Raw genomic sequence first — 13475 nt, 5'->3', positions numbered from 1 at the left:
ACTAGTCATATTGTGTGTTGGTCTCCGATACCGCGGGGCTTAACGTACCCAGGTTTGCGGGTTGAGAGGTTGTCCCATATGCCGGATTTCAAAGTACAGGCCGGATTCGCCGCTGTCCAGTGCGCCAGTGTTGCCGAGTGTTTCGCCGGCCTTGACCGTGCTGCCCACACTCTTGCCGATGGCAGAGAGGCCGGTGTACACCGTCAGGTAATTGCCACCGTGATCCACAATCACGGCGTTACCGAATCCGCGTAGCGCATCAGCATACACTACGTTGCCATCGGCGACTGCATGAACCGGCTGGCCCGGCGCAGTCTTGATGAACACACCTTTCCACGATGTGCCTTCACTGCGCGCGCTGCCAAAGCGGCCTGCCAGTTGGCCGGACACCGGCATCTTCATGCGGCCTTGCAGGCTGGCAAAGGCTTTGCCGGATGCACTGCCGTCGGCCACTTCCGCCACCGGTTTTTCAACCGGTACCGGCACCGACTTCCTGGCCACTTCCGGCACCGGCTTGCCTTGTTTGCGGGCGTTTTCGGCCAGTTTGCGACGGCGCTCGTTTTCCTTCTTCGCTGCCAGCGCAGCAGCCTGACGGGCCTTGCGTTCTTCGGCCGCCTTGCGGATGGCTTCCTGACGGCGACGTTCGATTTCCTGGTTGATCTGGGCAATCAGGTTGGTCAACCGCTTTTCGTCTTCCTGCAACTTGCCCAGCCGGCTTTGTCCGGCCTGGATTTCACCGGCGATCTTGTTCAGTTGGGCCAGCTTGTTGCTCTTGCTGTTGAGCAGGGCGTTCTTTTCCCGGCTTTTGTGGTTGGACAGCGCATCCAGCCGCGCCAATTCCTGTTCCAGCTGATAGGTCAGCGCTTCCAGCTCATGCTGGTGGCTGATCAGCTGCGTCACCATTTGTTGCTGCGCCTTGGCAATATGCTGGTAATACACCATGTCGCGCGAGGTCTGGTTCGGGTCGTCGGCATTGAGCATCAGCTTCATGGCGTCGTGATCGCCGCTCTTGTACTGTCTTGCCAGCATTTGCGCCACGCGCTGGCGGGTTTCTGCCAGTTTGTGGGCGGTGGTCTGGACTTGCTGACGCAAGTCGGCCAGTTGCTGTGCCGAGTTGTTCTGCTTGTTTTCCAGCTTGGCAATCACCTGATTGGTTTGGGCGATGGCCTGTTCCGACTCCTGAATGGCGGACTTGGCTTCCTGCTGGACAGCCTGCTTCTGCGCCAGGTCTCTTTTCAGGTTATCGATTTCCTTGCGGACCGATTGCAGATTCTGTTGTTGTGGCGCAGTGGATAGGGGGAGAGAGGCAGAGGAGGGGGCGGCCTGGGCCGCGCCAGCCAGCAGGGCTAGCAGCAATATCGGTTTCATTCCATTTTCGCTTCGGATTACACCTGTTGCCAGCATGATAACAGGGCGGCGCAGACAAGGCAGCCGCATTGCCGGCCTGCGTGGCAGGCCGGCGTGGGGTCTTACTCGAAGTCGATCAGCGAGCGGCCAGTCATTTCTGCAGGCTGCGGCAAACCCATCATGGCGAGCAGCGACGGTGCGATGTCGCGCAGCGCGCCGCCTTCCTTGATGTGTGCCTTGCGACCGACATACAGGAAGGGCACCTTGTCCAGGGTGTGCTGGGTATGCGGCTGATGGTGTGCTGCATCGTACATCTGCTCGCAATTACCGTGATCCGCCGTGATCAATACTTCGCCACCTGCTGCCTGCATGGCTTCCACGCAACGCTTGACGCAAGCGTCCAGCGTTTCCACTGCCTTGACCGCGGCATCGAACTTGCCGGTATGGCCCACCATGTCGCCATTTGCGTAGTTGCAAATGATGGCCTGGTACTTGCCGGAGGCAATGGCTTCGACGATGTGGTCGGTGACTTGCGGGGCATTCATTTCCGGCTGCAGGTCGTAGGTGGCCACCTTGGGGGAGGGCACCAGGATGCGGTCTTCGCCGGGGTAAACCTGCTCTTCGCCGCCATTGAAGAAGTAGGTAACGTGCGGATACTTTTCGGTTTCGGCAATGCGCAGCTGCTTCAGGCCCAGGCTGGCGAGGTATTCGCCAAAACCATTGCTGATTTTCTGCGGGCCATAGGCCACCGGGTTGCTGTAGGCCTCGCCATAGGACGTGAGCGTGACGAACTGCCCCAGTTTAGGCTGACGCGCACTGAAGCCACTGAAGACAGGGTCGGTGAGGGCGGTGGTGAGCTGGCGCGCACGGTCGGCGCGGAAGTTCATGAAGATGGCAACATCACCATCCTGCATCTTGACCGGGGCGCCAATGCCGGTTGCCGCAACGAATTCGTCGTTTTCATCACGGGAATAGGCCGCAGCCAGCGCTTGCAGGCCGCTGTCCGCATGGTAGAGGCCTTCGCCTTCCACCAGCAGGCGGTAAGCCGGCTCCACGCGTTCCCAGCGCTTGTCGCGGTCCATCGCCCAGTAGCGGCCAGTGACGGAAACCAGACGGGCAGCAGGGCAGCCGGCCAGCACTTCATCCAGACGCTTGAGATAGGTTTCGGCACTGCGCGGCGGGGTGTCTCGGCCATCCAGGAAGGCATGCACGTAAATATGGGGCACGCCGGCAGCCTGGGCGGCACGGATCAGCGCGAAAATGTGATTTTCATGGCTGTGGACGCCGCCATCGGACAACAGTCCCATGACATGCAGTGCCGAGCCTTTGGCTTGCTGGATGGCCTGCTGCAATACCGGGTTCTGGTCGAAGCGGTTTTCTTCGATATCGCAGTCGATGCGGCTGATGTCCTGTTGGACAATCCGACCTGCGCCGATATTCAGGTGCCCCACTTCAGAGTTGCCAAACTGCCCGCTGGGCAGCCCTACGAAGCCTTCAGAGGCATCAATCACGCCGTAGGGATACTGCTGTTTCAGGGCGTCCCAAGTGGGGGTGTTTGCATGCAGGATGGCATTGTCGTCACCTTCCAGCCGGTGTCCGAAGCCGTCGAGAATAAGGAGTAAAACGGGTGTGATAGCTGTCATGATGTCCACAATCAGAATATTAGAAATTCTTGATGGTATTGATTTTTTTAGTTAGTATTGTACCGTAGTCAAACCAATATAAATACGCATTGCAAACTACTTAGGAGCAGAGCTTGCTGTTCAACGATGACCAGATCGAACAGTCCTCGCGGGCGATGAAGGCAATGTCTCATCCCTTGCGGTTGAAGATCATTTCGGTACTGGGCGACCAGGAAGTCAGCGTGCAGGATATTGTGGAGCAGGTGGGAACCTCGCAGAGCAACATTTCCCAGCATCTGGCCATCATGCGTGACAAGGGTGTTCTCCGGACACGAAAAGATGCCAACCGGGTATATTACCGGGTTGGTGATATCCGGACGCTGGAAGTACTGAAAATGATGCGAGAAGTATTTTGTGGCTTTGTCGACTGATCTTTCAGCCTGGCATCGTCAATGCAAAAAGGCCGCTCAGTGGCCTTTTTTGCGTCTGACGTACAGGGTTTTGTGCACCGTCGCCACCACGTCGCCAGCACTGTCCCGGATATCGACTTTCAGTTGCGGCAGGTGTTTTTCTCCAGTCGCAGTATGGCGTCGGATATCTGCGATCTGCTGATGGTCCAGATTGAAACGGGCGTGCACCACCCCTTTGCCCGGTTTGTGATATTCGATACTGCCCGCCTTGTCCCATACCACGTAGTCCGGTCCCAGCGACTGCATCAGCATCAGCATGAAAAACGGGTCTGTCATGGCATACAGACTGCCACCGAAATGCACGCCAACGTAATTGCGATTGGTCAGCCCGAGCCGCAGGCGTACATCCACCTGCTGCCAGTCTGGCGCAATATGCCCCACCTTGATGCCGGCACCCAGAAAGGGCGGCCACAGATTGATCAGTGTCTTGAGCAGGCGTGGTGAAAGTTTCATGGCTTAAATTCAAACGGTTGTTTGATATTCATCCTCGATACATTTCATCCCGCTGTCAAGCGCCCTTGCTTTTCAGAAGGGCAACTCCGGTTGCGCGCCAGTGGGGTGATCGACCAGCGCTTCGGTGACGCCATCGGCCAGGCGCAACAGCACGCGCTCGCGGTTCAGCAATTCCTGTGGCGACTTCACCGCATGACCATCCTGCTTTTGCACGATGGCATAACCACGGTTGAGTACTGCCTGCGGATTCATGGCTTCGAGCGTGGCTGCCTGTTGTTGCAGCATCTGTTTGCGGCGGCTGATAAGCAGTTGCATGCCGCGTTGCAAGCTTCCCTGCAACTGGTTCAGCTGATGTTGCTGGCGCAGCAACTGTGGCTGATGCCGCTGCAGGCGGCTGTTTGCCAATTGCAAGCCAAAGCGGCGACGGTCAAATACGCCATCCAGGCTACGACGTAAACGCACGGATGCCTGCTGCAGGCTTTGCACTTGCCGTCGCAGTATTTCTCCCGGGTGATTCAGCCGGCGGGACAGGTAGTCCAGTTGCTGTGATTTATCCACCAGCAGCCGACCCAGTGCTCGCTCCAGCCCGCGTTTGGCTTGCTCCAGTTGCAGGCGCACTTGCTCCTGGCTGGGGGAAACCAGTTCTGCTGCCGCAGTCGGCGTAGGGGCGCGGCGGTCAGCAACAAAATCGCAAATGGTGAAGTCGGTTTCGTGGCCGACACCGCTGACCACCGGAATCCGGCAGGCGGCAATGGCACGCGCAACAATCTCTTCGTTGAACGACCACAAGTCTTCAATGCTGCCACCGCCGCGACAGACAATCAGCACTTCTACTTCCTGCCGTGCCGAGGCTTGCTCGATGGCGGCTGCAATCTGTCGCGCAGCGCTTTCCCCTTGCACCTGCGCAGGGTAAAGAATGACCGGGATGTCCGGCATGCGCCGGGCCAGCGTGGTGACCACGTCGCGCAGCGCCGCCGCAGCCGGTGAGGTGACAATGCCGATGGCTGCAGGGTGTGCTGGCAGCGGACGTTTGCGTGCTGCATCAAACAAGCCTTCAGCACTCAAGCGGCTTTTCAGCTTTTCGAAGGCCTCGTACAGGCGGCCAAGCCCCGCAGAGCGCATGGTGTCAACATTGATCTGGTAATCGCCGCGGGCCTCGTACAGGGTGACCAGGCCCTTGAGTTCCACTTGCATGCCTTCTGCCAGACGAAACGGCAGCAAGGACAATTTGTGGCGGAACATCACGCAGCGTATTTGTGCGCCGCCATCCTTGAGGGAGAAATAGGCATGACCAGACGCAGCCAGGGTCAGGTTGGAAATTTCTCCGCCAATCCACAACGGTGGCAGGCCGGACTCCAGCAAGTCACGCACCATGCGATTAAGGGAAGAGACGCTGATGACGTCATTGGCCGTGCTATTGAAATTCATGGTTGTCAAGTCATCCACAACAAAAATACCGGTTTTTGTCGTCTGTAAATTGTCGGACAAAGAAGGATGTGGCGTTAAGTGATTGAAAATAAATCACTGTACAATCAATATGTTATATTGTTTGTACAAATTGCGGTCAGTTGCCGGAAATGGGCCTGCCGTGCGGTTTTGCCCTATCTGTTCACATGCTTATCAACAAAGTTATCCACAGGATCTGTGGATGCAGGCAAATTTCCCTTACAAAATCACAGCTTAGGGAATTTTCTTGTATTTGTTTCGTAATTTCCTGTTTTTCTGCGCTGCATGACAGCCGCCATGGTTGCCGAGAACTGGCGCAACCGCTAAAGTTTAGCGTTTAGCTAAAGCTTTGGAGAGTGTTTCGTGTGGTCAATTGTTGAAGCGGCCGGCTGGCCGATCTGGACCATCATTCTGGCCTCGGTCATTTCGCTGGCCATCATCTTCGAGCGTCTGTTCAGTTTGCGTGCCTCGTTGATCGTTCCTGATGGTCTGTTGGCACAAACCGTGGCCGAATACCGCCGCGCCGGAGCCTCTGCCGAATTGTTGCAGTTGCTCCAGAACCATTCCCCGCTGGGCAAGCTGTTCGCTGCGGGCCTGCGTAATGTTGGTGTCAGTCGTGAAGTAATGAAAGATGCCATCGAGGACGAAGGCCGTGTGGTGGCGCACCAGCTGGAACGTTTTCTCAATACGCTGGGTACCATTGCCGCCATGGCACCGCTGCTGGGTTTGCTGGGTACGGTAATCGGGATGATTGAAATCTTTGGTTCCCAGGCACCGGGTGGTTCCAGCAATCCGCAACAGTTGGCCCATGGTATTTCCATTGCCCTGTACAACACCGCTTTCGGCCTGATCGTGGCCATTCCCAGCATGATGTTCTACCGTCATTTCCGCGCTCGTGTGGATGGCTTGCTGGTGGAAATGGAAGCACAGGCAGTGAAGCTGGTTGAAGTGGTGCATGGCGAGCGTCAGAACGGTAACCAGTCATGAATTTCCGTCGCGGACGGCACCGTGAGGAGCCGGAAATCAACTTCATCCCGATGATTGACCTGTTGCTGGTGATCCTGATTTTCCTGATGGTCACCACGACCTATTCCAAATTTGCCGAGATGAAGATCAACCTGCCCACGGCGCAGGCCGATACCAGTCAGCAGGAAGCCACTCCGATTACCGTTGCTGTGGCGGCTTCCGGTGAAATGGAGGTGGCGGGCCATAAACTGTTGCCGGGTGATAAGGCCGGCTTGCAAGCCCAGCTGCGTGATGCGGCTGCCGGCAAGAAAGACCCGGTGGTGGTGGTGAATGCCGATGCCAAGGCGACCCATCAATCGGTGATCAGCGTGATGGAGGCTGCCCGGGCAGCCGGTTTGTTGCAGCTGACATTTGCCACGCAGAACACCACACCGTGAGTCGACTCAGTCAACTGATCGAACGCCACTGGTATCAACCGAGATGGTGGCTGACAGCCCTTCTGGCTCCGCTGGAAGGGCTGTTTGCTCTGTTGGCGGGCCTGCGCAGGGCAGGGTATCGGCTTGGTATATTGCGCAGCCAGCGCCTGGGTGTGCCGGTGGTGGTCATCGGCAACATCAATGTCGGTGGTGTGGGCAAGACGCCGCTCACCCTGGGTTTGCTGGCCAGCCTGCATCAGCAAGGTGTCCGGGTGGGGGTGATCAGCCGTGGTTACGGCGGTTCGCATGCTGAGCCAACCCTGGTCTTGCCGGAGAGCACGCCTGACGAAGTGGGGGATGAACCGCTGCTGCTGGCCGCCAGTGGTGCGCCGGTAGTGGTCGGGCGGGACCGGGTGGCCGCGGGTGAGCACCTGTTACGTCTGTACCCCGAAACACAGCTGATCCTGACCGATGACGGCCTGCAGCATTATCGTTTGGCTCGCACGCTGGAGGTGGTGGTGCTGGACGGGGCCCGCGGGCTGGGTAACGGACACCTGTTGCCTGGTGGCCCCTTGCGCGAGCCTGCCAGCCGGCTGGCCAGTGTTGATGCCGTGGTGGTGAATGGTCATGGTGCCGACTTGCCCTTGCCGGCAGACCTGCCGCGGTTTGACATGCAATTGCAGTGCGGGATGCTGCAATCGCTGGCCCAGCCAGACCGTTATCGCCCGGCAGGAGATTTTGCCGGGCAGCCGGTGATTGCGCTGGCTGGCATCGGTCACCCGGAGCGATTTTTCCAAACCTTGCAACAGCAAGGCTTTACTTTGCAGCAGTGCCTGCATTTTCCCGATCATCATGTTTTCAGTGCTGCCGATTTGCCTGGCGGCGACAGTCCCGTCATCGTCACCAGCAAAGATGCGGTGAAATTGCGGGGAGTGATTCATGATGCGGCGCAGCGTGCTAGACTATGGACCTTGCCGGTGACGGCCCAGCTGACGCCGGATCTTGCCGGCTGGCTACTTTCCCGATTGAAGATAAGACATGGACGCTAAATTTCTGGACATTCTGGTGTGCCCGCTGTGCAAAGGCCCGCTGGTACTCGACAAGACCCGGCAGGAACTGATCTGCAAGGGCGACCGTCTGGCATTCCCGATCAAGGACGGCATCCCGATGATGCTGGAAACCGAGGCGCGCGAACTGGCGCCGGAAGAAGAAGTAAAATGAGCGGTTTTGCCATCGTCATTCCGGCGCGCATGGCGTCCAGCCGTCTGCCAGGCAAGCCGCTTGCCGACCTGGGTGGCAAACCCATGGTGGTGCGCGTGGCCGAGCAGGCAGCAAAAAGCCGCGCCAGCCAGGTGGTGGTGGCAACCGATCATCCCGACATTCTCGCAGCCTGTGTCGCACATGGCATCGAAGCGGTGATGACGCGGGAAGATCACGCCAGCGGTACTGACCGTCTGGCTGAAGTCGCGCAGCGCATGCAATGGCCTGCCGGGCAGGTGGTGGTGAACGTACAGGGCGACGAGCCCTTGATCGACCCGGCCCTGATCGACAAGCTGGCAGCACTGATGGCAGAAACAGGTGTACCGATGGCAACGGTGGCGCACCCTTTTCATGCCGCGCAGGACATGTTCAATCCCAATGTGGTCAAGGTGGTACTGGATCACGCTGGGCGGGCCCTGTATTTCAGCCGGGCGCCCATCCCCTATGCCCGTGACGCGTTTGCACACGATACAAGCGTGTTGCCTGCCGACCTACCGGTCCTGCGGCACATTGGCATGTATGCCTACCAGGCAGGTTTTTTGCAAACCTACAGCTCATTGAGCCCGGCACCGCTGGAACAGTTTGAAGCACTGGAACAACTGCGCGTGTTGTGGCACGGCTACCCCATCATGGTGGCCACGGTGAGCGAGGCACCCGCAGCCGGCGTGGATACGCCGGAGGATCTGGAACGGGTGCGTGCCGTACTGGCCGGACGCTGAGCGTCAGGCAAGGCCGCAATGCAAGACGGCCGAAGAACACCAATCACAATAAACGACATACAAACTGACGGGAGTAATTATGCGATTGATTCTGTTGGGCGCTCCGGGCGCTGGCAAGGGTACCCAGGCTAACTATATCCGCGAGGAATTCGGCATTCCGCAGATTTCCACCGGCGACATGCTGCGTGCTGCCGTGAAGGCCGGTACGCCGCTGGGTCTGGAAGCCAAGGCCATCATGGATGCCGGCGGCCTGGTGCGTGACGATATCATCATCGGTCTGGTCAAGGAGCGTATTGCACAGGACGACTGTGCCAAGGGTTTCCTGTTTGACGGTTTCCCGCGCACCATTCCGCAGGCTGAAGCCATGATTGCGGCTGGTGTGGATATCGACTACGTGGTGGAAATCGACGTGCCGGATGCCGCCATTGTCGAGCGCATGGCTGGCCGTCGCGTACACGTGGCATCTGGTCGCACTTACCACGTTACCTTCAACCCGCCGAAAGTGGCTGGCAAGGATGACGAAACCGGTGAAGACCTGATCCAGCGTGACGACGACCACGAAGAAACCGTGAAAAAGCGTCTGGCGGTATATCACGAGCAAACCGAAGTCCTGGTTGGTTTCTACGGCCAGCGTGCTGCCAGCGGTGATGCCAAGGCACCGAAGTATGTGAAGATTGATGGCACACAACCGGTTGAAGTGGTTCGTGGCAACGTGCTGAAGGCATTGGGCGCCTGAGCGACGTTTTTACTGCCAATGTGACAAAGCGGGCTGCGGCCCGCTTTGTTTTTGTATACTGTTTGATATCGAGAATAAGTGGCGGTTTGAACTTGCATTGCCGGTTTGTGCCGCCAACTAGTTGTAGTCCCTGCAGGAACTGCCTGTACCGGGAACAGTCAATCGTTTGTTTGACTCGTAGTCGTAGCTGGCCATGCACATGGTTGCAGTAAGAAGAGAGAGTGACATGTATTACGGAGAGCGCTTCAACGGCATTTCCCATCTGATTGGTACCGTTCTGGCGGTGACCGGGCTGATCAGCCTGGTGTATGTGGCTGCCGAGCAGGGTGACCCCTGGAAGATCGTCAGCTTCAGCCTGTACGGTTCCACCTTGGTATTGCTGTATCTGATTTCCACCCTGTATCACAGCGCCAAAGGCCGTGCCAAGGCGATTTTGCAAAAGTGCGACCACTCGGCCATCTACCTGCTGATCGCGGGGAGCTACACGCCATACTGTCTGGTGACCTTGCGTGGTGCATGGGGATGGACCTTGTTCGGTTTGAGCTGGGGGCTGGCCATTTTCGGCATCGTCCAGGAACTCACGCTGGGGCGACGTACGCGTTTGTTGTCGATGATTCTCTATGTGGTGATGGGCTGGCTGGTGGTGATTGCAATGCAGCCCCTGATTGCAGCCATGTCCTGGGGTGGCCTGTTCTGGCTGGCGCTGGGCGGGGTGATCTATAGCGTGGGCATTTACTGGTTCATCAATGACGAGAAGATCCGTCACGGGCACGGCATCTGGCATTTGTTCGTGATGGGTGGCAGCATCTGCCAGTTCGTCAGCGTGATGTTCTACGTTGCCTGAGCCTTGCCCCAGTATTGAAAAAGCCGCCCTGATAAATCAGCGCGGCTTTTTTCGTTGCAGCAGATGTTATAGCTCGAAAGGCAGACGGTTTTCCTCCACCAGCGTGCACAGTGCGGTGACCACCACCGGGTCGAACTGGCTGCCGGCACGGCTGCGGATATAGTCCAGGGTTTCGGACAGCTCCCATGGTTCTTTATAGGGACGCTTGTTGAGCAGGGCGTCAAACACATCTACCACGGCGACAATGCGCGCCGACAGCGGGATGGCCTGGCCACTCAGCTTTTGCGGGTAGCCATTGCCATCGAAGTGTTCGTGATGCCCGCCGGCAATTTCCGAGCCGAGTGACAAATAGCTTTGTCCTTCCACCATCTGGGCCGACTTGGCCAGAATGCTGGCACCAATGCTGGCGTGTTGTTCCATGATGCGGCGTTCGTCCGGGTCCAGCTTGCCGGGCTTGAACAGGATGTGGTCCGGCGTTCCGACCTTGCCCACATCGTGCAGGATGCTGGCCATGCCCACCATGTCCATGAAGTCCGGACTGAGCTGTTCCAGATAATGTCCGCCCCGGCGGATTTCACTGGCAATGGCATGGGTCAGTTTCTGTACCCGTTGTACGTGTGCCCCGGTGTCCGTATCGCGGTATTCGGCCAGGGCCGCCAGTGCCACCACGGTGGCCTCTTGCGAATGGCGCAGCTGGTTGTACAGGTAGAGGTTGTCATAGGCCGAGGAAATCCGTTGGCAGAAGACTTCCAGCAGATTGCGCTCGACATCATCCAGCGGCCAGGGTGGCGTGAAGTGTACGGCAAATTCCCGGCCGTTCTGGGCCGTGATGCACAGCACATCGTAGGGGTGCTGATAGATATTGCGCTTTTCCAGCAAGGCCTGACGGATGGCCTGGGCCAATTCGGGATAATCGTCCAGGCTGCCGCTTTCGAGCAGGGTTTCATAGGCACCTGCAGCGGCCAGGATTTCCAGTTGTGGCCGACCGGTCAGGTCCGGCGTGCTTTCCACGCACAGAATGCCATCGGTGCCTACGTCCAGAATGGCGCTGATCTGCTTGAGCACCCCGGAGGCAAATTCCTTGAGCGAGAACATCTGGTACAAATCGGCCGCACCTTCCAGAATCTTGGCCAGCCCCTGACGGTTCTTTTCGATGGTAATCAGGTTCTCATAGGCCCGCAGGGAGGCAATCACGGTAGTGAACAGCTTTTGTACCGTCAGCTCGGTCTTGGTCTTGTAGTCGTTGATATCGTAATTGAGGATCACCTCCTGCTCTGGTGCCTGGCCGGGCTGGCCGGTGCGCAGCACGATGCGGGTGGTGTTGTTCTGCATGACTTCGCGAATGCGCTGTACCAGCTGCAATCCGGCATCATCGGTTTCCATTACCACATCAAGCAGGATCAGGGCGACATGATCGTGCAGCTGCAGCATCTGCTCGGCTTGTGCCGCGGAATAGGCGCTGATCAGTTCCAGCCCGCGATCCTTGTAACGGATGTTGCGTATCGCCAGCGATGTCGCACTGTGCACATCCGGTTCGTCATCAACGATCAGGATTTTCCATGGCCGTTTGTACGACTGCAGTGCATTGCCGGCGTCTGCCGGGTCGTCCTCCAGCAGCCAGTTGTCATCGTTACTCTCTTGCTGGCTCATCGCTTACCCTCCTTGTGGGAAACCTCGGGAGCGGTGCAGGGCATGGTAATGATGAATACGCTGCCTTTGCCCACTTCGCTGTGCACTTCGATCGTGCCACCGAGACGTTGCCGGATGATGTTATAGACGATGTGCAAGCCCAGGCCGCTGCCGCCATTGCCACGTCGTGTGGTGAAAAAAGGATCGAACACCCGGTTGATGTTTTCTGCCGGTATTCCTTTGCCATCATCCTGGATGCTCAGGCGCACTTCGGCCGCCTGGTAGCGCTCGGCGCGGATGTGGATATTGCCGCCCGGTTTTTCTTCAAATCCATGTACCAGGGCATTGACCAGCAGATTGGTCACCACCTGGGAGATGGCTCCGGGGTAGCTGTCCAGTAGCAAGTCATCTTCACAGTCGATGGTGATATTGGTTTGGGAGCGCTTGAAACGCGGCTTGAGGCTGGTGACGATTTCGCTCAGGTAATCGTTTAGCTGGAAATCCCGCCGTTGTTCACTGGTCTGGTCGACGGCAACCTGTTTGAAGCTGTGGATCAGGCTGGCTGCGCGTTCGGAATTGGACAGGATGAGGTCGCAGCATTCACGGGCCGAATCCAGATAGGCCTGGAAGTCGCTTTTCTTGATGCCGCCGTTGTCCAGTTTCTCGGTGATGTGCAGTGTACTGGTGGCCAGATGGGAGGCCGTGGTCAGCGTGATGCCGACAGGCGTGTTGATTTCATGGGCCACACCGGCCACCAGGCTACCCAGCGAGGCCAGTTTTTCGCTTTCCACCAGCGTTTGCTGGGTTTGCACCAGTTGTTGCAGGGCTTGTTCTGCATTGTCGCGCTCCTGGCGCGCCTGTGCTTCGGCTGCCGTCCGCATGGCCAGATCAGCCGAGATGCGATCCACAATACGGTTGAAACTGCGTCTGACCGCGCCGAATTCATCCTGCGTGGCTTCGGTCAGGCGTAGTGACCTGGCATCGTTGCTGCTGGCTGCCTGGTCCAGCGCGCGTTGCAGTTCCTTGAGCGGGTCGAACACAAAGCGGTTCAGGTTATACGTCATCACAATGAAAATCAGGCCATCCAGCACCAGGATTTCCAGCAGGATTTCCAGCAAGTGCATGGTCTGGCGATGGGCCAGTTGGCTACGTGACAGATAGATGGTCGCCACACCCAGCTTTTCACGGTTCTGATAGATGATGGGAATGGTCAGCGTGTCGTCGGCAACCGGTTTTTCTGCAGGTGCCATATCCCGCAGAGAGGCCGTGTCATTATTGCGGATCCGGCCGATGTTCAGTCCGGCATCACCCGTGATGCGGATGGCCAGTACGGAGCTCCAGCCCAGTTCGGCATCCAGTGTCAGCCTGGTGTAGGCATCATCCATTTGCCACACACCATGCGGCAAGGCCAGTGCCAGCCGTGCCTGCAGTGAGGCGCGCTGTGCCTGATAGTCTTCTTCGTCCTGGCTACGGTTTTGCTGGTACGTCATCAAGCCGGTAATGGCCACCACTACCGTCACCCCTATCATCAGCCAGAGCCTGAGCTTGGATTTGATACTGTTCATTA

Annotated in this window: 14 protein-coding genes; 8 read left to right on the top strand and 6 right to left on the bottom strand. The window is 57.8% G+C overall.

Annotation, left to right across the window (positions count from 1 at the left end; all coding sequences use genetic code 11):
- Positions 1-39: 39 nt before the first annotated feature.
- Positions 40-1368, bottom strand: coding sequence for a murein hydrolase activator EnvC family protein (locus tag ACE3SE_RS09525; protein WP_374554878.1), 1329 nt, complete (start codon positions 1366-1368; stop codon positions 40-42).
- 101 nt (positions 1369-1469) lie between these two features.
- Positions 1470-2990: a 2,3-bisphosphoglycerate-independent phosphoglycerate mutase gene (gene gpmI, locus ACE3SE_RS09520; RefSeq protein WP_374554876.1), complete on the bottom strand. Its 1521-nt coding sequence runs from the start codon at positions 2988-2990 to the stop codon at positions 1470-1472.
- 113 nt (positions 2991-3103) lie between these two features.
- Here gpmI and ACE3SE_RS09515 point away from each other — a divergent pair, with 113 nt between their 5' ends.
- On the top strand, positions 3104-3400 hold the full coding sequence (locus tag ACE3SE_RS09515; protein ID WP_045845528.1) for an ArsR/SmtB family transcription factor: 297 nt from the start codon (positions 3104-3106) through the stop codon (positions 3398-3400).
- A 36-nt stretch (positions 3401-3436) separates the two neighbouring features.
- On the opposite strand, the gene ACE3SE_RS09510 is transcribed toward ACE3SE_RS09515, so the two are convergent.
- Together ACE3SE_RS09510 and xseA are read right to left on the bottom strand one after the other, a co-directional pair.
- A complete protein-coding gene (locus ACE3SE_RS09510) occupies positions 3437-3892 on the bottom strand; it encodes a DUF4442 domain-containing protein (protein ID WP_374554874.1) in 456 nt (151 codons plus the stop codon).
- A gap of 72 nt (positions 3893-3964) precedes the next feature.
- Positions 3965-5320, bottom strand: a complete 1356-nt coding sequence (gene xseA / locus ACE3SE_RS09505) for an exodeoxyribonuclease VII large subunit (RefSeq protein ID WP_374554872.1) — start codon at positions 5318-5320, stop codon at positions 3965-3967.
- Between the two features lie 381 nt (positions 5321-5701).
- Here xseA and ACE3SE_RS09500 point away from each other — a divergent pair, with 381 nt between their 5' ends.
- From ACE3SE_RS09500 to trhA, 7 genes are all read left to right on the top strand, one after another.
- The gene (locus ACE3SE_RS09500; RefSeq protein ID WP_045845531.1) at positions 5702-6325 is read left to right on the top strand and encodes a MotA/TolQ/ExbB proton channel family protein; all 624 of its coding nucleotides are present in this window, start codon (positions 5702-5704) and stop codon (positions 6323-6325) included.
- Positions 6322-6741 (top strand): ExbD/TolR family protein, encoded by a 420-nt coding sequence (locus ACE3SE_RS09495; protein WP_374554869.1) that lies wholly within the window; start codon positions 6322-6324, stop codon positions 6739-6741. Before ACE3SE_RS09500 ends, ACE3SE_RS09495 begins: the two co-directional genes overlap by 4 nt.
- Positions 6738-7769: a tetraacyldisaccharide 4'-kinase gene (gene lpxK / locus ACE3SE_RS09490; RefSeq protein WP_374554867.1), complete on the top strand. Its 1032-nt coding sequence runs from the start codon at positions 6738-6740 to the stop codon at positions 7767-7769. The genes ACE3SE_RS09495 and lpxK overlap by 4 nt, the downstream gene beginning before the upstream one ends.
- Complete coding sequence (locus ACE3SE_RS09485; RefSeq protein WP_045845534.1) at positions 7759-7941, top strand: Trm112 family protein; 183 nt, start codon at positions 7759-7761, stop codon at positions 7939-7941. Before lpxK ends, ACE3SE_RS09485 begins: the two co-directional genes overlap by 11 nt.
- Positions 7938-8699, top strand: a complete 762-nt coding sequence (kdsB, locus tag ACE3SE_RS09480; protein WP_374554865.1) for a 3-deoxy-manno-octulosonate cytidylyltransferase — start codon at positions 7938-7940, stop codon at positions 8697-8699. The genes ACE3SE_RS09485 and kdsB overlap by 4 nt, the downstream gene beginning before the upstream one ends.
- 79 nt (positions 8700-8778) lie before the next feature.
- On the top strand, positions 8779-9435 hold the full coding sequence (adk, locus tag ACE3SE_RS09475; protein ID WP_062788051.1) for an adenylate kinase: 657 nt from the start codon (positions 8779-8781) through the stop codon (positions 9433-9435).
- A 226-nt stretch (positions 9436-9661) separates the two neighbouring features.
- Entirely contained in the window at positions 9662-10279 is a 618-nt protein-coding gene (trhA, locus tag ACE3SE_RS09470) for a PAQR family membrane homeostasis protein TrhA (protein ID WP_045845537.1), read from the top strand.
- 66 nt (positions 10280-10345) lie between these two features.
- On the opposite strand, the gene ACE3SE_RS09465 is transcribed toward trhA, so the two are convergent.
- Both ACE3SE_RS09465 and ACE3SE_RS09460 read right to left on the bottom strand, forming a co-directional pair.
- A complete protein-coding gene (locus ACE3SE_RS09465; protein ID WP_131355588.1) occupies positions 10346-11929 on the bottom strand; it encodes a DUF3369 domain-containing protein in 1584 nt (527 codons plus the stop codon).
- Positions 11926-13473: a sensor histidine kinase gene (locus ACE3SE_RS09460; protein ID WP_165494100.1), complete on the bottom strand. Its 1548-nt coding sequence runs from the start codon at positions 13471-13473 to the stop codon at positions 11926-11928. Before ACE3SE_RS09460 ends, ACE3SE_RS09465 begins: the two co-directional genes overlap by 4 nt.
- Positions 13474-13475 lie beyond the last annotated feature (2 nt).

Origin of the sequence: Aquitalea pelogenes (assembly GCF_041914625.1) — a bacterium.
In the GTDB taxonomy this organism is placed as follows: domain Bacteria; phylum Pseudomonadota; class Gammaproteobacteria; order Burkholderiales; family Chromobacteriaceae; genus Aquitalea; species Aquitalea pelogenes.
The sequence above is the reverse complement of the archived record's forward strand: the minus strand, read 5'-3'. Positions and strand labels throughout refer to the sequence as shown.